The sequence below is a fragment of the Streptomyces sp. NPDC002057 genome, assembly GCF_040296665.1.
GTDB lineage: Bacteria > Actinomycetota > Actinomycetes > Streptomycetales > Streptomycetaceae > Streptomyces.
The window spans coordinates 90914-112626 of sequence record NZ_JBEOXR010000006.1 but is presented as its reverse complement, the minus strand read 5'-3'; the positions used below and the strand labels follow the sequence as shown (position 1 = coordinate 112626).

21 protein-coding genes are annotated in these 21713 nt (G+C 74.1%); 12 read left to right on the top strand and 9 right to left on the bottom strand.

Features of this window, described 5'->3' with window-relative positions:
* Positions 1 to 81 precede the first annotated feature (81 nt).
* From ABT129_RS07600 to ABT129_RS07580, 5 genes are all read right to left on the bottom strand, one after another.
* Complete coding sequence (locus ABT129_RS07600) at positions 82 to 1293, bottom strand: LLM class flavin-dependent oxidoreductase (RefSeq protein ID WP_351897822.1); 1212 nt, start codon at positions 1291 to 1293, stop codon at positions 82 to 84.
* Positions 1290 to 2327 carry an ABC transporter substrate-binding protein gene (locus tag ABT129_RS07595; RefSeq protein WP_351897819.1) on the bottom strand — a complete coding sequence of 346 codons (1038 nt, stop codon included), beginning with the start codon at positions 2325 to 2327 and terminating at the stop codon, positions 1290 to 1292. The genes ABT129_RS07600 and ABT129_RS07595 overlap by 4 nt, the downstream gene beginning before the upstream one ends.
* A gap of 52 nt (positions 2328 to 2379) precedes the next feature.
* Complete coding sequence (locus tag ABT129_RS07590) at positions 2380 to 3111, bottom strand: ABC transporter ATP-binding protein (protein WP_351897817.1); 732 nt, start codon at positions 3109 to 3111, stop codon at positions 2380 to 2382.
* A complete protein-coding gene (locus ABT129_RS07585) occupies positions 3084 to 3962 on the bottom strand; it encodes an ABC transporter permease (protein ID WP_351897815.1) in 879 nt (292 codons plus the stop codon). The genes ABT129_RS07590 and ABT129_RS07585 overlap by 28 nt, the downstream gene beginning before the upstream one ends.
* A 254-nt stretch (positions 3963 to 4216) precedes the next feature.
* Complete coding sequence (locus ABT129_RS07580; RefSeq protein ID WP_351816447.1) at positions 4217 to 4300, bottom strand: putative leader peptide; 84 nt, start codon at positions 4298 to 4300, stop codon at positions 4217 to 4219.
* Between the two features lie 173 nt (positions 4301 to 4473).
* Here ABT129_RS07580 and ABT129_RS07575 point away from each other — a divergent pair, with 173 nt between their 5' ends.
* The 5 genes from ABT129_RS07575 (at position 4474) to ABT129_RS07555 (ending at position 11156) form a co-directional block, all read left to right on the top strand.
* Complete coding sequence (locus ABT129_RS07575) at positions 4474 to 5334, top strand: ABC transporter ATP-binding protein (protein WP_351897812.1); 861 nt, start codon at positions 4474 to 4476, stop codon at positions 5332 to 5334.
* Complete coding sequence (locus ABT129_RS07570; protein ID WP_351897811.1) at positions 5331 to 6308, top strand: ABC transporter substrate-binding protein; 978 nt, start codon at positions 5331 to 5333, stop codon at positions 6306 to 6308. Before ABT129_RS07575 ends, ABT129_RS07570 begins: the two co-directional genes overlap by 4 nt.
* Positions 6309 to 6312: 4 nt before the next feature.
* Positions 6313 to 8379, top strand: coding sequence for an iron ABC transporter permease (locus tag ABT129_RS07565; protein ID WP_351897808.1), 2067 nt, complete (start codon positions 6313 to 6315; stop codon positions 8377 to 8379).
* 124 nt (positions 8380 to 8503) lie between these two features.
* Positions 8504 to 9052 carry a nitrobindin family protein gene (locus ABT129_RS07560; protein ID WP_351897806.1) on the top strand — a complete coding sequence of 183 codons (549 nt, stop codon included), beginning with the start codon at positions 8504 to 8506 and terminating at the stop codon, positions 9050 to 9052.
* A 4-nt stretch (positions 9053 to 9056) separates the two neighbouring features.
* Entirely contained in the window at positions 9057 to 11156 is a 2100-nt protein-coding gene (locus ABT129_RS07555; protein WP_351897804.1) for a prolyl oligopeptidase family serine peptidase, read from the top strand.
* Here ABT129_RS07555 and ABT129_RS07550 read toward each other — a convergent pair.
* Positions 11104 to 12087, bottom strand: a complete 984-nt coding sequence (locus tag ABT129_RS07550; RefSeq protein WP_351897801.1) for a helix-turn-helix transcriptional regulator — start codon at positions 12085 to 12087, stop codon at positions 11104 to 11106. The genes ABT129_RS07555 and ABT129_RS07550 overlap by 53 nt on opposite strands.
* A gap of 147 nt (positions 12088 to 12234) precedes the next feature.
* On the opposite strand from ABT129_RS07550, the gene ABT129_RS07545 reads away from it, so the two are divergent.
* Entirely contained in the window at positions 12235 to 13647 is a 1413-nt protein-coding gene (locus tag ABT129_RS07545; RefSeq protein WP_351897800.1) for an aminopeptidase P family protein, read from the top strand.
* A gap of 23 nt (positions 13648 to 13670) precedes the next feature.
* Here the strand turns inward: ABT129_RS07545 and ABT129_RS07540 are convergent, their stop codons facing one another.
* Both ABT129_RS07540 and ABT129_RS07535 read right to left on the bottom strand, forming a co-directional pair.
* Complete coding sequence (locus ABT129_RS07540) at positions 13671 to 14654, bottom strand: PaaX family transcriptional regulator C-terminal domain-containing protein (RefSeq protein WP_351897798.1); 984 nt, start codon at positions 14652 to 14654, stop codon at positions 13671 to 13673.
* The gene (locus ABT129_RS07535) at positions 14651 to 15274 is read right to left on the bottom strand and encodes a GNAT family N-acetyltransferase (protein WP_351897795.1); all 624 of its coding nucleotides are present in this window, start codon (positions 15272 to 15274) and stop codon (positions 14651 to 14653) included. The genes ABT129_RS07540 and ABT129_RS07535 overlap by 4 nt, the downstream gene beginning before the upstream one ends.
* A 124-nt stretch (positions 15275 to 15398) precedes the next feature.
* On the opposite strand from ABT129_RS07535, the gene ABT129_RS07530 reads away from it, so the two are divergent.
* The 6 genes from ABT129_RS07530 to ABT129_RS07505 all read left to right on the top strand — a co-directional run bounded on the left by ABT129_RS07530 (position 15399) and on the right by ABT129_RS07505 (position 20921).
* Positions 15399 to 16634, top strand: a complete 1236-nt coding sequence (locus ABT129_RS07530; protein ID WP_351897793.1) for a DUF418 domain-containing protein — start codon at positions 15399 to 15401, stop codon at positions 16632 to 16634.
* A gap of 103 nt (positions 16635 to 16737) precedes the next feature.
* Entirely contained in the window at positions 16738 to 17166 is a 429-nt protein-coding gene (locus ABT129_RS07525) for a nuclear transport factor 2 family protein (RefSeq protein ID WP_351897791.1), read from the top strand.
* A gap of 301 nt (positions 17167 to 17467) precedes the next feature.
* Complete coding sequence (locus ABT129_RS07520) at positions 17468 to 17935, top strand: STAS domain-containing protein (RefSeq protein WP_351897789.1); 468 nt, start codon at positions 17468 to 17470, stop codon at positions 17933 to 17935.
* Between the two features lie 95 nt (positions 17936 to 18030).
* Complete coding sequence (locus ABT129_RS07515; protein WP_351897787.1) at positions 18031 to 18546, top strand: helix-turn-helix transcriptional regulator; 516 nt, start codon at positions 18031 to 18033, stop codon at positions 18544 to 18546.
* A 144-nt stretch (positions 18547 to 18690) separates the two neighbouring features.
* Positions 18691 to 19863 carry a DUF2306 domain-containing protein gene (locus tag ABT129_RS07510; RefSeq protein ID WP_351897784.1) on the top strand — a complete coding sequence of 391 codons (1173 nt, stop codon included), beginning with the start codon at positions 18691 to 18693 and terminating at the stop codon, positions 19861 to 19863.
* Positions 19860 to 20921, top strand: coding sequence for a hypothetical protein (locus ABT129_RS07505; protein WP_351897782.1), 1062 nt, complete (start codon positions 19860 to 19862; stop codon positions 20919 to 20921). Before ABT129_RS07510 ends, ABT129_RS07505 begins: the two co-directional genes overlap by 4 nt.
* 59 nt (positions 20922 to 20980) lie before the next feature.
* Here the strand turns inward: ABT129_RS07505 and ABT129_RS07500 are convergent, their stop codons facing one another.
* On the bottom strand, positions 20981 to 21688 hold the full coding sequence (locus tag ABT129_RS07500) for a GNAT family N-acetyltransferase (protein WP_351897780.1): 708 nt from the start codon (positions 21686 to 21688) through the stop codon (positions 20981 to 20983).
* Positions 21689 to 21713: the final 25 nt, after the last annotated feature.

Sequence of the window (21713 nt, the reverse complement as noted above, 5' to 3'; positions counted from 1 at the left end):
ACAGGGGCGGGGGCGCGGATCTTCCCGCGCCCCCACCGGCCCGCCTGCCTGCCACCGGTCGGCCTGCTACCGGCCCGCCTCCTACCGCCCGCCGGGGACGAGCAGCGGCGCGCCTCCCGGGGCAGAGGCCGGGCGGCCGTTCGCGGCGGGGACGCCGAGCAGCGGGGAGGGCAGGGCCGTCGGCAGCAGGCCGCGCGCCGCCAGCTCCGGCCGGACGCCCTCGCCGAACCAGTACGCCTCCTCCAGGTGCGGGTAGCCGGACAGGACGAAGTGCTCCACGCCCAGGTCGTGGTACTCCTCGATCCGGTCCGCGACATCGGCGTGACTGCCGACCAGCGCGGTACCGGCCCCACCCCGTACGAGCCCCACCCCCGCCCACAGGTTCGGCGAGATCTCCAGCTGGTCGCGGCCGAGGGAGCCGCCCTGGTGCAGCGCCAGCATCCGCTGCTGGCCGACCGACTCGCTCCGGCCGAGCAGCGCCTGCGCGGCGGCCACCGTCTCGGGGTCGAGGTCGGAGAGCAGCCGGTCGGCGGTCGCCCAGGCCTCGCGGGAGGAGTCGCGGGAGATCGTGTGCAGCCGGATCCCGAAGCGGACCGTCCGGCCGCGCTCCTCCGCGAGGGAGCGAATCCAGTCGATTTTCTCCTTGACCTGCCACGGCGGCTCGCCCCAGGTCAGATAGACGTCCGCGTGCTCCGCCGCCACCGGACCCGCCGCGGCGGAGGAGCCGCCGAAGAAGATCTCGGGCAGCGGGTCCGGCGGCAGCGCGGTCAGTCCGCCCTCGATCCGGAAGTGCTCGCCCTCGTAGTCGAACGGCCGCCCGCCCCACGCGCCCCGCACGACCGACAGGAACTCGGCCGTCCGCGCGTACCGCCGGTCGTGGTCGAGATGGTCGCCGAAGCGGCGCTGCTCGGCCGAGTCGCCGCCGGTCACCACGTTGAGAAGGAGCCGGCCCCGGGTGATCCGCTGGTACGTGGACGCCATCTGGGCCGCGAGCACCGGCGAGATCACCCCCGGCCGGAACGCCACCAGGAACTTGAGCCGTTCGGTGTGCTGGGCGAGCGCCACCGTCGTCAGCCAGGCGTCCTCGCACCACGTCCCGGTCGGGGTCAGCACGGCCTCGAAGCCCAACTGCTCGGCCGCCTTGGCGATCTGGATCAGATAGTCGATGTCGGGCGCCCGGACCCCCGACACGGTCCGGTCGCGGGTGATGCCGCCGTCCGTGTAGGCGTGCCGGTCGACGAGGGTGCGGCCGTCGCCGCCGGTCGGCAGGAACCAGTGCAGATGGACGGTCATGAGGAGGCCTTTCCGTAGCTGCGCGCCGGGGTGGTCGACGGCGGCAGGTCCTTGTTGAAGCGGGTGTCCACGTAGTCGGCGAAGCGGAACGTGCGGGGGATGAGACCGAGGGCGGCGAAGGTGTCGGCGATCTTCTGCTCGGAGGCGATCGCCGCCTCGTCGAGGGCGACCGGCACGCGGGTCCCGTTGCTGCGCTTCACGGCGGCCAGGGCCACCTCGTACGGCAGTCCGGTCTCCTTCGCCCAGACCTTCGCCCAGGCCTCGGGGTGCTCGAACACCCAGTCCTGGGCGCGCCGCAGCCGCTCGATCAGGTCGCCGACGGCCTTGGCCTTCTCCTTGTCGGCGAGCGCGGAGGGGGCGGCGACCTGGAAGCCGAGCCCGTTGACGACCCCGCGGCCGTCGGTGAGGACCCGGCCCTTGCCGCTGAGCAGGACCTGCGAGGTGTACGGGTCCCAGACCGCCCAGGCGTCCACCTTGCCGCTGGTGAACGCGGCGAGCGCGTCGGCCGGTTGCAGCAGGGTGACCTGGACGTCGTCGAGCTTCAGTCCCGCCTTCGCGAGCGAGGCGATCAGCTGGAAGTGGGCGGAGCTGCCCTGGGCGACGGCGACCTTCCTGCCCTTCAGGTCCCGCGCGGTGCGCAGCGGGGAGTCCTTCGGGACGAGGATCGCCTCGCCCGCGGAGTCGCTGTGGGTCGCGGCGACCACGGTGATCTTGGAGTCGGCGCCCGCGGCGAAGACGGGCGGGGTGTTGCCGACGGAGCCGATGTCGACGGCTTTCGCGTTCACCGCTTCGAGCAGGGGTGGTCCGGAGGTGAACGTCGACCAGGTGATCCGGTAGGGGAGGTCGTCGAGCTCGCCCGCGGCCCGGAGCAGCGCCTCGGCGCCGCCCTTCTGGTCGCCGACCCTCAGGACGAGGGAGCCCTTGCCGTCGGAGTTCGAGCCCTGGCCGGCGGCGGAGGCACCGGAGCAGGCGGAGGCGAGGAGCGCCAGCGGTACGAGCAGGGCGGCGGCGGTGGACAGGCGGAAGGACTTCACGGGTATCGCTCCAGGGGGTGGGAGGACGGGGGGCAGGGGCGGGCGGCGGGGTTCAGGCGACGCGGTCGCCGAACTCGCTCTCGCTGACGCCGAGTTCGCCGAGAAGGCGGGTCCGGAGCGCGGCGAGCGCGGGATCTCCGGGGGAGCGGGGACGGTCCAGGTCGACGGCGGTGTCGTACGCGATGACGCCGTCCCGCATCACCAGGGCCCGGTCGGCGAGCAGCAGCGCCTCGTCCACGTCGTGGGTCACGAGCAGGACCGTGCAGCCGCGCCGCTGCCACAGCTCGGCCACGAGCCGCTGCGCCTTGATCCGGGTCAGCGCGTCGAGCGCGCCGAACGGCTCGTCGAGCAGCAGCAGATCCGGGTCCCGTACCAGGGCCCGTGCGAGGGAGGCCCGTTGGGCCTCGCCGCCGGAGAGCGTCTTGGGCCAGGCACCGGAGCGGTGGCCGAGCCCGACCTCCTCCAGGGCCTTCTCGGCGACCGGCCGGCCCGGCTTCCCGGGCAGCCCGAGCAGGACGTTGCGCCACACCCGCTTCCACGGCATGAGCCGTGGCGCCTGGAAGGCGACGGCGCGGCGGCGCGGGACGAGGACGGTGCCGGAGATCTCCCGGTCGAGCCCCGCGAGGACCCGGAGGAGGGTGGACTTGCCGCAGCCGCTGTGGCCGAGGAGCGCCGTGAACTGCCCGGCCCGCAGGGTCAGATCGAGGCCGTCGACGACCGGCCGTCCGTCGAAGGAACGGGTGAGACCCTGGACGGTCACTGCCCGGTGAAGGTCGGTCGCCATTGCAGCAGCAGCCTTTCGAGAGTGCGGACGACGGCGTCGGCGAGCAGGCCGAGGAAGGCGTAGACGACCAGGCAGACGACGATCACGTCGGTGCGGAAGAACTCCCGCGCCTGGTTCATGAGGAAGCCGATGCCGGCGTCCGCGTTGATGGACTCGCCGAAGACCAGCGCGAGCCAGGCCGTGGCGAGGGAGTAGCGCAGGCCGGTCATGGCGCCGGGCAGCGCGCCCGGCAGCACGACGTGCCGGACGAGACCCCAGCGCCCGAGCCCCAGGGACTGTCCGGCTTCGACGAGTTGGGCGTCCACGCCGCGGATTCCGGCGTACACGTTGAGATAGAGGTGGAAGGCGACGCCGAGCGCGATGAGCGCCACCTTGGGCGCCTCCCCGATCCCCAGCCAGATGATGAGGAGCGGGATGAGGCCGACCCAGGGGACGGTCCGCAGCATCTGGACCGGGGCGTCGACGAGGTCCTCACCGAGCCGCGAGAGCCCGGACACCAGGGCCAGCGCGATCCCGACGAACCCGCCGAGCAGCAGCCCGACGGCGACGCGCCGCAGGGAGACGCCCATCGCGGTCGGCAGCGTCCCGTCGGCTATCAGCTCGCCGGCGGCGCGGGCGATCGTGCCGGGCGAGGCCAGCGCGTCGGCCGGCAGGACCCCCGTCGCGCTGGAGACCTGCCAGAGCGCGAGGAGCAGCACGGGCCCGACGGTGCGGCGCAGCCAGCGGGGAACGGCGGGGCGGCGGCCCGGCGCGCGATCGGGGGTGAGGGACTCGACGTCCGGCGGGGGCGTGAGGTCCGGCGGGGGTGAGGGGTCGGTCGGGGAGTGGGGCGGGGCGTGGTCGACCGTCATGGCGGACTCCGGGGCGGAGGAGGCGTGGGTGCGCGCCGGCGACCGTGGGCGCGGGGCGGTGCGCGTACACGGTGGGCGGAGTGCGGTGGGGGTGGCGGGGTCCGGGACGCGTCGGGGCGCCGGGACCTGTCGGTACGCCGGGGCGCGCCGGAACGCCGAACGGCGCGGGAGCCGAGACCTGTCAGGGCACCGGAGGAGCGTCGGGGTGCCGAGGAGGTGTCAGCGCGCCGAAGGGGTCGGAGCGGTGAGGGGCGTCAGCAGCCGCGGCGACACGCGGCGGAGGCCACCCGCAGCAGGTCGATGTGACCGCGCGTGGTGAGCAGGGCTGTACGCAACATGGCGCGAACGTAGCGGCGGCCGGGCGCGGGGTCAATGGTGTCTCGGACCATGGACGGGGGAGCCCGGGAGGAGGTGTGCGACGGCGCGGCGTGATGTTGGCCGGATTCCTTCTTGTGGCCGAGACCGCAGGCTCTCTTTTACCTATCGATAAGGTTAGGCTAACCTCTGCGACGTGCAAGCAGGTGAAGAGACCGACACGACTCCCCGTCCCCGCGGTCATGAACTCTCGGCCACGGGTGTCACCGTGGCGTACGAAGGCGTCGATGTCGTCCACGACGCCTCCATGACGCTGCGCCCCGGCGAAGTGACCGTGCTCGTCGGGCCGAACGGCAGCGGCAAGTCGACGCTGCTGCGCACGATCGCACGGCTTCAGCAGCCCCGGACCGCCGCGCTCGTCCTCGACGGCGCCACCGACGGCCTCGCGCTGAGCCCCCGTGAGTTCTCGCGTCACGTCGCCCTGCTCACGCAGGGACGCCCCACCCCCAGCGGGCTGACCGTGCGGGACGTGGTCGAGTTCGGCCGCTACCCCTACCGGGGCCGCTGGGGCAAGGCCGACCCGGACGGCACGGCCGCGGTGGACCGCGCGCTCGCCATGACCGGCGTCACGGAACTGGCGGGGCGCGGTGCGGAGCACCTCTCCGGCGGCCAGCTCCAGCGCGTCTGGCTCGCCGGCTGCCTCGCCCAGCAGACGGGCGTCCTGCTGCTCGACGAACCGACCACCTATCTGGACCTGCGCTACCAGGTCGAACTCCTCGACCTCATGCGCGACCTGGCGGACGATCACGGCATCGCCGTGGGCGCCGTCCTGCACGACCTCGACCAGGCGGCCGCCGTCGCCGACCGGATCGTCCTGCTCGACGCGGGACGGGTCGTCGCCGACGGCAGCCCCTCGGACGTCCTCACGCCCGAGCGGCTGACCGACACGTACGGCATCCGCATCGAGGTCGACAACGACCCCCTCACCGGCCGGCTGCGCACCCGTGCGATAGGCCGCCACCACTCGCGAAGCGAAAGGCTCAGCACCACATCATGAGACGAATCGTCCTCACCGCGGCGGCCGCCACCACCGCGGCTCTCGCCCTGTCCGCCTGTGGCACCACCGAGCCCGCCGCCGACGACGCCAAGAAGACCACCGAGCGCATCACCCTCACCGACTCCACGGGCGTGAAGGTCGAGCTCGACGGCCCCGCCAAGAAGGTCGTCGGCACCGAGTGGAACGTCGTCGAGCACCTGATCACGCTGGGCGTCGACCCGGTCGGTGTCGCCGACGTCAAGGGCTACAAGACCTGGGACACCGCCGTCCCGCTCAAGAACGAGCCCAAGGACATCGGCACCCGCGGCGAGCCCAGCGTCGAGACGGTCGCCGCCCTGAAGCCCGACCTCATCGTCGCCACCACCGACCTGCCGCCGGCCGCCGTCAAGCAGCTGCGCAAGGTCGCCCCGGTCCTGACGCTCAAGGCCGCCGACGCCGCCGACCCGATCGGCCGGATGAACGCGGACCTGGACGCCATCGCCCAGGCGACCGGCACCACGGCCAAGTCCGACGAGCTGAAGAAGCAGTTCCAGGCGAAGCTCGACGAGGGCAAGAAGAAGCTCGCCGACGCCGGTCTCGCCGGGACCAAGTACGCCTTCGCCGACGGCTACGTCATGTCCAACCAGGTCTCGATCCGCCCCTACACCAGCGGTTCGCTGATCGGCGCGGTCAGCGAGAAGCTCGGCCTGAAGAGCGCCTGGACCGTCAAGGGCGACCCGGCCTACGGCCTCGGCACCACCGACGTCGAGGGCCTCACCAAGCTCGGTGACGTCCAGTTCGCCTACGTCGGCAACGACGGCGACGCCGGCAGCACCCCGTTCACCGGCGTCCTCGCCAAGGACAAGGTGTGGACGTCCCTGCCGTTCGTCAAGAAGGGCAACGTGCACCGCCTGCCCGACGGCATCTGGATGTTCGGTGGCCCGCAGTCGATGAGCAAGTACGTCGACTCCCTCGTCGCCGCCCTGACGAAGTAGCACCATGGCCGTCACCGCAACCACTCCCGCCACCCGTCCGCAGACGGCCCCGTCCCGGACCGGCGCGGCCGCGGTGACGGCCGCCCTGCTGCTCCTCGTCGTCGCGCTCGCCCTCGTGGACATCACGCAGGGCACGGCCGCGGTCGGCGCCCCCGAGGTGTGGAAGGCGTTCACGGGCCAGGCCGATCCGGCCGACGCGTCCGTCGTCGTCGCCTCCCGCCTGCCCAGGATGACCGCCGGCCTTCTGGTCGGCGCCGTCCTCGGCATGGCGGGCGCCGCCCTCCAGGCCGTCAGCCGCAACGTCCTCGCCTCGCCCGACACCCTGGCCGTCAACGCGGGCTCCTACTTCGCGCTCGGCCTCACCGCCGCCTTCGGCCTCTCGCTGCCGCTGTTCGCCTCCTCGGCGTTCGCGTTCGCCGGCGGTCTCGCCGCCGCGGCCGTCGTCCTCGCCCTCTCGGGCCTGGGCGCCGGAACCGTCCGCCTCGTCCTCGCGGGCAGCGCCCTCACCCTCGGCCTCACCGCCGTCACCGAAGGCCTGCTCCTGCTGTTCCCCGCGGAGACCGAGGGCCTCTTCCAGTGGAACCAGGGCAGCATCTCCCAGAACGGCTTCGACGGCGTCCTGCAGATGGCCCCGATCGCCCTCGTCGGACTCGTCGGACTGCTGCTCCTCGCCCGCCGGGTCGACGCCCTCGCCCTGGGCGACGACGCCGCCCGCGGGCTCGGCGTCCCCGTCCGGGCCACCCGGGTCACCGCCGTCGTCCTCGCGGCCCTGCTCTCCACGGCCGCCGTCACCCTCGCCGGACCCGTCGGCTACGTCGGTCTGTGCGCCCCCGCGCTCGTCCGGCCCCTCGCCCGCAGGTTCCGCGGCTTCACCCGCTCCCGGGGCTTCCTGCCCGTCGCCGGACTCGTCGGCGCCGCCCTCGTGCTCAGCTCCGACGTCCTGCTGCGGGCCCTCGTCCCGGCGGACGTGGCGGTCGCCGTGCCCACCGGCGTGGTCACCAGCCTCGTCGGCGCGGTCTTCCTGATCGTCATGGCCATCCGCGTCCGCGACACGGCCGGCACCACCGCCACCGACCGTCTCCACATCAGGAGCCGGACCCGCTTCCTCACCACCACCGCCGTCCTGGTGGCCGTCCTGGCCGGCGTCGCCGTCGCCGGCATCCTCCTCGGCGACAGCAAGCTCCTCCTCGGCGATGTCGTCAACTGGGCCCAGGGACAGGCCGGCCGGACCGTCACCTTCGTCCTCGACACCCGGGTGCCCCGCGTCCTCGCCGCCCTCCTCGCGGGCGCCGCGCTCGCCCTGGCCGGCACGCTCGTCCAGGCCGTCACCCGCAACCCGCTCGCCGAACCCGGCATCCTGGGCGTCTCCGGCGGCGCCGCGCTCGGCGCGATCCTCTTCGTGACCACCGTGCCCCTGGCCGGTTCGTGGGGCATCGCCGGATCCGCGTTCGCGGGCGCCGCCGCCAGCTCCGTCCTCGTCTTCGGACTCGCCGCGCGGGGAGGCTTCCAGCAGAACCGGCTCGTCCTCGTCGGCATCGGCGTCGCCATCGCCGCCGCCGCACTGATCAGCCTCCTGATCATCCTCACCGACCCGTTCAACGCCACGAAGGCCCTCACCTGGCTCTCGGGCTCCACCTACGGGCGGTCCCTGCCCGACGTGGTGCCCCTCGCCGTGGTCCTCGTCGTGGGCGTGGCCGTCGCGGCCGCCCGGCGCACCGAACTCGACCTCGTCTCGCTCGACGAGGACACCCCGCGCCTCCTCGGCCTCGGCCTGGGACGAGCCCGCCTCGGCTTCCTCGCCCTCGCCGTGCTGCTCACCGCCACCGCGGTCGCGGCCGCCGGCGCGATCGGCTTCGTGGGACTCGTCGCACCGCACGCGGCCCGCGCCCTCGTGGGCCGGCACCACGCGCGCGTGGTGCCGGTCGCGGTCCTCCTCGGCGCCGTCCTGGTCTGCACCGCCGACCTGGTGGGCCGCACGGTGATCGCCCCGGCCCAGCTCGGCGCGGGCATGATGACCGCGGTCATCGGCACCCCGTACTTCCTCTACCTGCTGGTACGCAGCCGGGGATAGCGCCGGGGAACGCCACGGCGAGACGCGCCGCGCCCGGGTGAACCGCACCCGGGCGGGCCGCCGCCCGGGGAGTCGACGACCTAAGCTGCCCTCCGGCACAGGCCTCGACCCAGGAGCGCGCACCATGACCGACCGCGACCGGCAGCACCCGTACCCCGACGCCCTCCGGCCGGACGGGGCACCCGCCCCGCACGAGCTGCTCGCGCCGGTGGCGGGACTGCTCGGCACCTGGACCGGACGGGGCCGCGGCGGGTACCCGACGCTGGCCGAGGAGTTCACGTACGCGCAGGAGGTCACCTTCAGCCACGACGGCCGCCCCTTCCTCCACTACGAGGCGCGCGCCTGGCTGATCGACGCGGACGGCGCGCCGCTGCGCCCCGCCGCCCGGGAGAGCGGCTGGTGGCGGCTGAAGCCCGAGGGTGACATCGAGGCGCTCATCACCCAGCCCACCGGCATCGCCGAGATCCTGGTCGGCCGGACGGTGGACGGCACGATCGACCTCGGCACGCACACGGTCGCGCTCGCCCCGACGGCCAAGCACGTCGAGGCGACCCGCCGCCGCTACACCCTGACGGACGGCGACACGCTCGACTTCGTCCACGACATGGCGGCGGTCGGCCACCGCCTCCGGCACCACCTCTCGGCACGACTGCGGCGCCAGGACGGGAAGTAGAACCATGCGGAACGTGAGCGACGACGACCCCTACCTGTGGCTCGAGGACGTCTCGGGCGAGGACGCGCTCGCATGGGTCGCCGAGCGGAACGCGGAGACGGCCCGGGAGATCGCCGGAGACGCCGGATTCGACGCGTTGAAGGCGCGCGTGCGGGAGGTGCTCGACGCCTCCGACCGGATCCCGTACACCGCGCGGCGCGGGGCGCACCTCTACAACTTCTGGCGTGACGCCGAGCACGTGCGCGGGGTGTGGCGGCGTACCACCCTGGAGAGCTACCGGCAGGACGAGCCCGAGTGGGACGTCCTCCTCGACGTCGACGCGCTCTCCGCCGCCGAGGACGAGAAGTGGGTGTGGGACGGGGCGCGCGTCCGGCGGCCGGAGTACGACCGGGCCCTCGTCCGGCTCTCCCGCGACGGCGGGGACGCCGTCGTGGTCCGCGAGTTCGACCTCGGCACCCGGGAGTTCGTCGACGACGGCTTCCGGCTGCCCGAGGCGAAGACCCGGATCGGCTGGGCCGGACCGGACGCCGTCCTCGTCGGCACGGACCTCGGCCCCGGCTCCCTGACCGACTCCGGCTACCCCCGCACCGTCCTGCGCTGGCGGCGCGGCACGCCCGTCGAGGACGCCGAACCCGTCTTCGAGGCCCGGCCGGAGGACGTCTCCGCCTGGGGGTACCGGGACACCACACCCGGCTTCGAGCGCGAGTTCGTCGGCCGCTCGCTGGACTTCTACCGCAGCGAGACCCACCTCCTGCGCCCCGACGGCACCCTCGTCCGGATCGACGTCCCCGAGGACGCCGTCGCCTACGCGCACCGGCGGTACCTGATCGTCACCCCGAAGTCCGAGTGGCTCGGGCAGCCGACCGGTTCCCTCCTCGCCTTCGACTTCGACGCCTTCCTGGCCGGCGACCGCACCCCCGAGGTGCTGTTCACGCCCGACCGCCGGACCGCCCTCGCCGGGCACACCTGGACCCGCAACCACCTCGTCCTGGAGACGATGCGGGACGTCAGCACCCACATCGAGGTCCTCACCCCCGCCGAAGGCGGCGGATGGACGCGCGAACCGCTCGTCGGGGTGCCGCCGCTGTCCGCCGTCGGCGTCGTCGACACCGACCCGGACGTCTCCGACGAGTACTTCCTCGACGTGTCCGGCTTCCTCCAGCCCTCCACCCTCCGGCTCGGCCGCGTCGGCGCCGGTTCGGAGGTGCTCAAGCAGGCCCCGCACCGCTTCGACACCGCCGGGCTCACGGTCGCCCAGCACTTCGCGACCTCCCGGGACGGCACGCGCGTGCCGTACTTCGTCGTCGGCCCCGACCACACCACCGGCGGCCCCGGCCCGACCCTGCTCTACGGCTACGGCGGCTTCGAGGTCTCCCTCACCCCGTACTACGGCGCCGTGACGGGCCGCGCCTGGCTGGAGCGAGGCGGCACCCACGTGATCGCCAACATCCGGGGCGGCGGCGAGTACGGCCCCGACTGGCACCAGGCCGCGCTCGGCGCCGAACGGCCCCGGGCCTTCGAGGACTTCGCCGCCGTCGCCGAGGACCTCGTCGCCCGCGGCATCACCACCCCGGCCATGCTGGGCGCGCAGGGAGGCAGCAACGGCGGCCTGCTGATGGGCGCGATGCTCACCCGTCACCCGGAGCTGTTCGGCGCGATCGTCGCCCAGGTGCCGCTCCTCGACATGACCCGCTTCCACAAACTCCTCGCGGGCGCCTCCTGGATCGCCGAGTACGGCGACCCGGACGACGAGGCCGACCTCCCCCACCTGCGCGACCTCTCCCCGTACCACCGGATCGAGGCCGACCGGGAGTACCCGCCGGTCCTCCTGATGACCTCCACCCGGGACGACCGCGTCCACCCCGGCCACGCCCGGAAGGCGGCGGCGCGGCTGCGGGAGCTCGGCCACCGGGTCCTCTTCCACGAGAACACCGGCGGCGGCCACGCGGGCGCGGGCGACAACGAACAGGCCGCCCACAACAGCGCGCTCGTCCACACCTACCTGTGGCAGCGGCTCACCCGCACCGCCGCCCCGACCATCCCCGGCCCGCTCACAGCCACCCCGAGCGCTGCGCCTGCAGCGCCATCTGGAACCGGCTCGTAGCGCCGAGCCGCGCCATCAGGACCTGCACCCGGCGGAAGAGCGTACGACGGCTGACCCCGATCTCCCGGGCGATGACGTCGTCGCTCGCCCCGGCCGCGAGCAGCCGGAGCAGACGCCGGTCGGCGGGCGCCAGCCCCGCCGGCCGGGCCGAGCGGCCATGGAAGGGCAGCGCGGTCCGCCAGGCCTGCTCGAACAGGGCCACGAGCGCGGAGAGCAGCCCGCAGGGCTGGACGACCAGCATCGTGGTGTAGACGTCCGTCTCCTTGATCGACAGGGAGACCAGTGCGTACGCGTCGTCGATGATCACGAGCTTCACCGGCACCGACGGGAGCACCCGCGCCTGCTCTCCGGCCTCGACGACCGGCTCGATGGAGTGCTCCAGCTGCCCCGGGTGCTCCAGTGACTCCCGCGAGTACACCACCCGCTGCGTCACCCCGCGCGCGAGCGTGGCCAGCGCGTCGTCCGTGGCGCCCTCGACCGGGAAGTACGGGGGCGAGTCGAGCTGCCGGATCTGCTCCCGGGCGCTCGCCCAGGCCTGGCGCATCCGGGGACCGATCGCGTCGCCGGTGACGATCTCCACCAGCGGGTCGTGGTACCCGGCGAGCCGCTGCCGCCGGAACGACTCGAAGGCGCCCCCGACGGTGAGGCGAGACGCGTCGAGCTCGGCGGCCCGGCGCCGCCCGAGGATCTCCAGGCCGGCGGCGGGCGGCACCGGCGCGGCCACGTCCGGTCCCTGCCCGGCCCCGCTCGCGAGGCCGGAGTCGACCAGTTCGCCGTAGGCCGCCGCGAGCTCCGCGCCCTCCAGACCCGCCGCCGCACCGACCGCGCCCAGCGGCGCGGGCCCCAGCTCCAGGAGCCTCCGGTAGACCAGGACGGCCTCGGGTCCGATCCCCAGGAACCGCAGGGCCTCGCCCAGCTTCTCGTTCTCCATGCACCGATTATCGGGCCGGGACCCGCACTCTTTGGCCGATCCGTGCCAGTGGCGGTATTCGGCAACCGGCGCGCGCCGGACGCAGTACCTTCCGGGGGCCGCCGGTCCACGGCAGGCGAGGAACCCAGCAGGAAGAAGGTGCAGGACGTGGCGAAGGGTCGCAAGAACGGCCTCTACGGCAGCCTCTCCGAGGAGCTCTCCACCCTGATGCGGTCGGGGTGGGCGGACACCGAGCGGCACGGTCTCGAACCCGACGAGCAGGCCCCGTACGCGGCCCGCCGTCGAGCCGCTCTCTCCGCGCGCTTCCCCGGCGAACGGCTCGTGATCCCCTCCGGCAACCTCAAGACCCGCTCCAACGACGACACGTACCCGTTCCGCCCCTACACCGGCTACGTGCACCTCACCGGCGACCAGGCGCGCGACGGCGCCCTCGTGCTCGAACCCCGCGCCGACGGCGGCCACGACGCCTACTGCTACCAGCTGCCCCGCGACAGCCGGGACGACGACGAGTTCTGGATCGGCTACACGGCCGAGCTGTGGATGGGCCGGCGCCGCTCCCTCGCGGAGGCCGGGACCGTCCTCGGCCTGCCCTGTCGTGACGTCCGCACCGCCGTCGAGGACCTGGCCGCCGGCTCCGGTGTGCCGACCCGCATCGTCCGCGGGATCGACCCGGCCCTCGAAGCCGCCGTCACCACCGACGAGGAGCGCGACATCGAACTGGAGGGGACGCTCAGCGACCTCCGGCTGGTCAAGGACGCCTGGGAGATCGGCGAGATGCGCAAGGCCGTGGACTCCACCGTCCGCGGCTTCACCGACTGCGTCGGCGAGCTGTCCCGGGCCGTCGCCTCGTCCGAGCGGTGGATCGAGGGCACGTTCTTCCGCCGGGCCCGCCTGGAGGGCAACGCCGTCGGCTACGGCTCCATCTGCGCCGCCGGCGAGCACGCCACGATCATGCACTGGACCGACAACGACGGCCCGGTGCGCCCCGGCGACCTCCTCCTGCTCGACGCCGGCGTGGAGACCCGCTCCCTCTACACCGCCGACGTCACCCGCACCCTCCCCATCAGCGGCACCTTCACCCCCGTCCAGCGCCAGGTCTACGACGCGGTGTACGAGGCCCAGGAGGCCGGCATGGCCGCGGTCAAGCCGGGCGCCGCGTACCGCGACTTCCACGAGGCCTCCCAGCGCCACCTCGCCGCCCGCCTCGTCGAGTGGGGCTTCATCGAGGGCCCCGCGGACCGCGCGTACGCCCTCGGCCTCCAGCGCCGCTTCACCATGGCCGGCACCGGGCACATGCTCGGCCTGGACGTCCACGACTGCGCGCACGCCCGCACGGAGGAGTACGTCGACGGCGTCCTCGAACCGGGCATGGTGCTCACCGTCGAGCCGGGGCTCTACTTCCAGCCCGACGACCTGACCGTGCCCGAGGAGTGGCGCGGGATCGGTGTCCGCATCGAGGACGACCTCGTCGTCACCGAGGACGGCCACGAGAACCTGTCGGACGGCCTGCCGCGCTCCGCGGCCGACGTCGAGGCGTGGATGGCCCGCTTCGCGGGCTGAGCGCCGCGTGCGCCCGCGCGCCGTCAGCCGAGGTCCTCGTACAGGGCGAAGAGGCGCGGGAGCGGCGAGCGGGAGCCGGACGGTCCGGGATCCGGTGATCCCGGACCGTCCGGTCCGGGACCGGACACGGGTCGGGCCGTCAGCGCCGCCCAGGACGTGGCGAAGAGCGCGCGCGCCGAGGCGCCGGGCCACGGCCGGGGGAGCAGTTCGGGCGGCAGCAGGGGGTCGGGCCGCATGGCGTAGGTGAAGGCGGCGGCGAGCTGGACGGCGAGCGCCAGGCGCTCCGGGTCCGTCAGGGGTTCCGGGCTCTCGGCGCGGTCGAGGCAGCACCGGGCGAAGGCGGCCAGGTGTGTGTGCCGGTCCGCGATCTCCTCCAGGGGCCAGAGCGCGGCGGCCAGCGCCCGCGGCTCCGCGAGCCCGCCGACCCGCAGGTCGGTGCTGGTGAGGCAGGTGACCTGGGAGGCCAGGCCGAGGTGGTCGGCCTGGGCCTCGACGAGCGGCTCGATCGGGTTGGCGGCCACGTACAGACCGCCCTGGAGCGGCGCGCAGCCGAGCGCGAGCAGCGTGTCGCGGAGTGCGTCGCGGGCGGCCCGGGCGGACTCCGGGACGGCGAAGGCGAAGAGGTGCCAGGTTCCGTCCCAGGGCGCGAGCCCGTGGTCCTGGCGGTGGGCGAGGCGGACGTGGCCGACGTCGGGCGCGATCGACCCCAAGGGGTCGGCGACCGCGCGGAGGACCGCCTTGCGCCCCCGGCCCTCGTGGGTGAACCGGCCCTCCGCGACAAGCCGTTTGACGCAGAGCCGCACCTGCTGGTCGGACATGCCGAGGAGCCCGGCGACGGTGTAGAGCTCCCCGGCGTCGACGGTGCCGTCCGTGCGGACGAGGGCGTGGACCAGGGTGCGGGTGGCGACGGGGCTCCAGGGGGCGCCGCCGCCGGTGGTCCCGCCGGCCCCGTCGGCCGGGTGCGTCCCGCCGGTTCCGTGGGGCGGCAGGGTGTCGGGGCTGGTCATCGGGCCTCCTGGTCGGGGTGGGCGTCGGCCGCCGTGACGGGCCGGCGCATCGTCGTGACGGCGCCGAAGCCCATCAGGCCGCGCAGGTAGGGGGTCTTCTCGGTGCGTACGGCGACGAAGCCGTGCCGCTCGTAGAGGGCGCGGGCGCGCGGGTTGACGTCGATGACGTCGAGCCGGACGCGCCGGCAGCCGGCCTCGGCGGCCACGGCCGCGATCTCGCGCAGGAGCAGCCCGCCGATGCCGGTGCCCCGGTGCTCGGGGGCGACGGCGATGCCGTCCATGACGAGTTCGCGCGCGGCGGGGCGGCGCTCCAGGAGGGCGAGCAGGGCCAGCCGGGGCAGACCGCGCACCGCGCCGTACGCGGCGAGGACGTCCCGGGCGCCGCCCCCGGTGAGTCCGCGCCCGTCGAGCCGGTACCCCGCGACCCCCGCCACCTCGCCGTCGACGAGCGCGGTGACGCCCCGGTCGTGGTGGAGGTGGGCCGCGAGGAAGGCGCGGGCCTTGTCGGGCGGGTCGAGGGCGGCGCCGAGTTTGCGCCCGAACGCCTCCCAGTACAGCGCGGCGACCCTGACCTCACCGCCCTCGGGTACCCCCCGGCGCACCACCGGTCGCGGGTCCATCGGCGTTCCTCCTCGTGACGGCCCCGTACCGGACGGAGCGCGGGCGGCGGACTTGTGCTATCGATAGTAATACGTTCATTCTCGATACGAGCGTTTTTGCAACGATAGTCAACGGGGGAAGATCATGAAGCCACACGCCACGGCGGAACGCGCCGCCGACACCCCGACGCCCGGCGCCGGAACACGGCTCGCCCACGTCGACGCCCTGCGCGGGTTCGCCCTGCTCGGCATCCTCATCGTCAACATCGGTTTCCTGGCGTCGACCTACCACGGCTCGGGGATCGAGGACCCGTCCTTCGGCTCGCCGCTCGACAGCGCCGTCGGATGGTTCGTCGCGACGTTCTTCGAGGCCAAGTTCTTCCTGCTGTTCTCGTTCCTCTTCGGGTACAGCTTCACCCTCCAACTGGCCTCCGCCGAACGGAGCGGCGCCCGCTTCACGCCCCGCTTCCTCCGCCGTCTCGCGGGCCTCCTCGTCCTCGGCGTCCTGCACGCGGTCCTGCTGTTCCCCGGCGACATCCTCACCACCTACGCCGTCCTCGGCCTGATCCTGCTCGCCCTCCACCGCATCCGGCCCCGCACCGCCGTCCGTACCGCCGTGGTCCTCTTCGCGGTGACCGCCGCCCTGTACGCCCTGCTCGCCCTGGGCGTGCACCTGGCGGGCGCCGGCGGGGTGGACCCCGGCGTGGCCGCCGAGGCCGAGCGCGCGGCTGCGGCCCTGCGCGGCGGCGCCGGATCGGTGATCGCCGAGCACCTGGCGCAGCTGCCCGACGTCCTCTTCCTGCTGGTCTTCTTCCAGGCTCCGGCCGCCCTCGCCGCCTTCCTCCTCGGCCTCGCCGCCGGGCGGACCCGGGCGCTCGGCGACCTCGCCCGCCATCGGGCCGTCCTGATCCGGCTGCAGTGGGCCGGCTTCACGGTGGGACTCCTGGGCGGAGTCCTGTACGCCCACGCGGGGCTTGTGCACCCGGGAAGCGCGTACCAGGTCCTCGCCATCGGGATCGACGTCGTGACGGCTCCGCTGCTCGCCGCCGCGTACGCCGCGACCGTGCTCCGGCTCACCCAGGGCCGGTTCGGCGGGCGCGTGGTCGCCGTGCTCGGCCCCGTCGGGAGCATGACCCTCACCGGGTACCTCACCCAGTCGCTCGTCTGCGCGCTGCTGTTCACCGGGTACGGGGCGGGGCTCGTGGGCCGGGTGTCGCCGCCGGTGGTGCTCGCGATCGCCCTCGCCCTCTTCGCCGCGCAGATCGTCGTGAGCCGGTGGTGGCTCCGCCGCCACCGCTACGGCCCGGTCGAATGGCTGCTGCGGGCGTGGACCACGCTGAGCCGGCCGCCGCTGCGGCGGTCGTCGGCCTCGGAGGGCTGAGCGTCCGGAGGCCGGCCGGGCGCGGCCGGCCGCTGGACGCGGCGCGGAGGATGCGGTTAGCTGCCCCTGCACCTATTCAACAAGTTGCATAAGGGGTCGTGTCATGCATCCGTTCCGCAAGGCCGTCGAGGACCGGGACCACGCCGCCATCGAGGCCATGCTCGCCGAGAACGTCGTCTTCACCAGCCCGGTGGCCTTCCGGCCCTACCCCGGCAAGGCCATCACCGCCGCGATCCTGCGCGGGGTCATCCGCGTCTTCACCGACTTCCGTTACGTGCGCGAGATCGCCGGCGCGGACGGCCGCGACCACGCCCTCGTCTTCACCGCGAAGGTCGGGGACAAGGAGATCAACGGCTGCGACTTCCTCCACTTCGACGACGAGGGCAGGATCGACGACTTCATGGTCATGGTCCGGCCGCTCTCCGCCGCCCAGGCGCTCTCCGAGGCCATGGGTGCCCAGTTCGGCCGCATCAGGGCCGAGGCCCTCGCCGCGTCCGGCGCCGGAGAGACCGCCGCCGACGGTGAGCGGTGACCGGCGCGGACTTCGACGCCGTCGTCATCGGCGCCGGCGATACCGGACTCACCGCCGCCACCCTGGAGCCGGACGTGTGACGGCTCCGGGTGGGGCCGTGCCGTGCCGCGCCGCAGGGAGGGGCGGCGGGACAGAAGGCCGTGATTCTCCGTACGCGCAGGCGGGATTCGGGCGTACGAGCGAGTTCGAGCGGCCCGGCTGTTCACCGATTCAGGTGACAGCGGCCGAGGCGAAACGTCCCTCCCCGGAGCGGGGCGGCCACGCTCGAAGCTACACATGGAGCCACCCTGTGGAGCGTCCGATGCAGCTGATCCCCCGTCACGACCCGTACCTCGTGGTCCGCTCGACCGGTGACCTCACCGTCGCCGCCCTCCGCGGTGAGCTCGACCTCGTCCTCGTACGGCACCTGCGGCCCGAGCTGGACGCGCTCGTCCGGGAGTCCGACGCGCTGACCGTCGACATCCGGCTGCTCACCTTCTGCGACGCCACCGGGCTCGGCCTCCTCGCGCACTGCGCCGGCCGCACGCGGCAGCGCGGTGGGCGCTGGAGACTCGTCTGCGACCAGCCGTGGATCCTCCGGCTCATCCGCGTGACCGCCCTGTGCGACCTGCTGTGCCCGGAGGCGGCGCCGCCGGAGGGCGTGCCGGACGCGTGGCCGGAGGGGCTGTTCGGCGACCTGCCCGACAGCCCGTCGTTCGAGCCGACGGCCCTGCCGGATCCGGTGGTCCCCCGCCTCTTCGAGACGGGTGGCACGCGACCCGGCCCGTAGGCCACGACCGCGGCCTGGACCGACCCCGTCCCGGCCGCCCGGCCCTTCGGGCGGACCCGGCCGCCCGGGCGGGCCCGCGCGATACCGTCGGGCGTATGTCTGAAGTCCGGTTGACCACGCCCTCCTTTCTCGTGCTCGGCATCATCGACAAGCTCGGCGAGGCCAGCCCGTACGACGTGAAGGTCGAGGCCGCGCGGACCGTGGCGCCGTTCTGGTCCATGCCCCACGCGCAGGTCTACGCCCAGTGCGACCGGCTCCTGGAGGCGGGGCTCCTCTCGGAGGTCCGGCAGACCGGTGGCCGCAACCGGCGCCTGATGAGGCTCACGGACGAGGGCGCCGCCGCCCTGCGCGGCTGGCTCGCCGACCCCGCCTTCGTACCGGTGGAGGCGCGCGAACGCGGCATCCTCAAGCTGTGGTTCGGGGCGAGTCCGCGGGTCCACGCACCGGTCCAGGTCGAGGAGCACCGGCGGACCCTGGACGAGTACGAGGGACTCGCCGGCGAGGTGGGCGAGTTGCTGACGCGCGGACAGCGCGAGGCGCTGGAGTTCGGCATCCGGTATGAGCGGATGATGGTCGATTTCTGGCAGTGGGTCGAGAGTCGCGAGCCCTGATTCCCGTTACCGACCGGTTGACCCCGGCGGCGCCCCGCCCTACCTTCCTGCATAGTCCAGAAAGGACTATCGCGGCCGTGTGCGCGCGGGGACGGTGAAGGGGGAATCGCCGTGGGGCGTCCGACGAGCACGAGGTGGGGGCGGGTGTCCGCCGTCGCCGTGACGGTGGTCTGCCTGGTGTACGCGCCGATCGCCATGACCGAGCTCTGGCCGTACGCCAGGCCCGGCGCGCCAGCCGTCGGCGAGTGGCTCCTCGGCCGCTCCGTCTCACCGGAGTTCGTGGCCGACGCCGTGCGCGACCGGATGGGACCGTACGGCCGCAGCCTGGTCCCGCTGATCGTCCACTCGGTCCTGGGCGGCCTCCTGATGCTGCTCGGCCCGGTCCAGCTGCTCTCGGCGGTACGCCGCCGCATCCGCCTGCACCGGATCGCCGGAACGGTCTTCGCCGTCACCGTGTACGTGTCCATGGCGGGCGCCGCGCTGTACCTGCTGCGCACCCCGCCGGCGGAGGCCTTCAGCGGCGCCGCGTTCTGGATCGTCCTCGCCACGATCCTGGTCGGCACCGTCGGCAGCGTCACCTTCGGCGTCCTCGCCGCCGTACGCGGCTTCCCGGACCTCCACCAGCGCTGGATGCTGCTCTGCTACGGCTTCCTGATGACCGCTCCGCTGCTGAGGCTCGAATGGGGCGCGCTGCCCTGGCTGTACCCCGGCCTCTCCCTCCAGGAGATCAACCGCGTCGCGATCATGCACCTGGGCGCCCTCGTCGCCTTCGGCGCGCTCCTGGCCTCCCGCGCCCTCGACCGGCGGGCCGCCGTCCCGGGCCTGACCGGCACCTGGGCCCCGGGCCCGGTCCTGGTCGCCGCGCACCTCGCGGGCGCCGCGGGCCTGGCGTGGATCGCGTACGCCTTCCTCGGCCAGGGGGCGCAGGGGAGGCGGCTGCTCGTCGCGTTCCTCGTCCCGTACGTCCTGACGTACGCCGTCGTCGCGGCCCGCGCGGCGAGGGCCCGCGGGAGGGGAGCGCCCTGGGCGCGCGAGGAATGGCGCCTGCACCTGGCGGCCCAGTGCCTGGCACCCGCGTTCTCGGCGGTCACCGTGCCCGTACTGGAACGGACGATGGGCCTGGACCGGCTCACGTCCCTGATCGCGGGCGTCGGCATCGGCGCCGGGATGCTGGCGTACGCGGCGGTCGCCGTGGTCAGCCTGCGCGTCCTGCACGGCCGCGAAGTCCTCAAGCGGCAGCGGGAGTTCGCCGACCTGCCGACCCACCCGGCGGAGGCGGCTCCGGCCGGCGCCGGAACGACGGGGGAGCGGCGATGAGCGGGGAAGGGGCGGCACCGACGGGCGCGGAGGGGGCGGCACCTATGGGCGGGACCGGGCAGCGGACGGCGGCGGCGAGCGCGGGCGCCGCGACGCCCGAGGGCCGCGAACTCTCGCCCGGCATCGTCCTCCTGAGCGGGGTCGTGGGAGGCGTCAGTCTCGCCACGGGGGCCCTGCTCGCCGTGACGAGCCTGGCCGGGTACGCGGCCGGCCCCTGGGCGTCGCCGGAGGCGCTGAGCCCCGGCCTCATCGGCGCGGCCATGGCCGGGGTGGCCCCGGCGCTCTTCACGATCGGCGGGGCGCGCGTCTGGGAGGAGGTGCGGAGCCTGGTGCTGCCTCTGGTGATCGTGCTCGTCGGCCTGTTCACGGTGAGCCTGCTGAACGCCGGCTCCCTCCAGGCGGTCAAGGGCGGCCCGCTGTTCCTCGCCCTCTTCAGCCTCGGCTGGGTCGCCACCCTCGGCCTCCTCGCCCTCGCCGTCGTGGGCTGCCTCGCCGCGCAGTACCGCCGACCCGCCGGACCGACGGGCGCGGCGCGGCGGTCGGGAACGGCTGCGGCCGGAGAACCGGCGGGAACGGCTGCGGCCGGTGGGGCGCCGGGTGCGGCTGCGGCCGGGAGCGCGGCCCGGCGGCGGCCGGTCGTCCCGATGCCCGGCTGGTCGAAGCCGCCGCTCGCCGTCGTCGGCTCGGGCTGGCTCGGCATCGGGGCCGGACTGCTGGTCGTCCCCGGGTTCTGGGGCGCCCTCGTGCCGTGGACCGTGAACCGGGCGGACGCGCAGGGCCTGGGCGTGTGGGCACTCGCCCTCGGCGTCGGCGTCCTCGCCTCCCTGGCCGAGGACGACCTGACCCGTCTCCGCCCCGCCCTCCGGGCGGTCCCGGCGGTGGCGCTGGCCCTCGCGGTCGTCCTCGTCGTCCACGGCCGAGCGGTCGACTGGGCCTCGGGCCCCGGCATCTCCCTGATCGCCCTGGTCACCGGCCTCCTGACGACGGGCGTCACGGGCGGATGGCTGCTCTCCCGCTCGACCCGCCGCGGCGGCGGGACCCCGCCCGTCGTGCCGTGATCACCACCGTCGTGTCATGACCACCGTGACCACCCTGGCGACCGTGACCACCGCCTGCGTCACGGAGTGCGGAACCCGCGGAACGTCACCGGCCTGCGGGTCACGAAGCCGAGCCGTTCGTAGAGCGCGATCGCGCCGGTGTTCGCCTCGGCCACGTGCAGGAAGGGGCGCTCGCCCCTGGCGGTGATGCGTGTGACGAGCGCGCCGACCAGGCGGGCGGCGTGCCCCCGCCCACGGGCCTCGGGCGCGGTGCAGACGGCGCTGATCTCCGTCCAGCCCGGCGGCCGGAGCCGCTCGCCCGCCATGGCCACCAGCCCGCCTTCGTCGCGGATTCCGAGGTAGGTGCCGAGTTCGTGGGTGCGTGACCAGAAGGGCCCCGGCTTCGTCCGTGAGATCAGGTCGAGCATCTCCGGGCCGCTGTCGGCGCCCAGTTCGACCACGCCGGCGTCGGTCTCTTCCCCGGCGTGGCCGGGCAGGGCGTCCTCCGGCCAGATCATCTGCCGGCCTTCGAGCACGAAGACCGGCTCCCAGTGCGACGGCGGGGTCGCCGGGCAGTTGAACATGTCGGCGAACTCGCCCCGACCGAGGAGCCGGACGAGGTCGTCCCAGTCCGCCGGACCCGGATCGGCGGACACCGAGGCGAAGGTCGAGACGTCCGGCAGGTAGGTGGCGGCGCGGCCCACGCCACGGGCCAGATGCGCGTGACGACCGCGCAGGGACTCACCCACCGGGTCGTCGAGTGCGACGACGTCGAGGTTCACCGACATGCTCTTCCTCTCCCCTGCGGACACC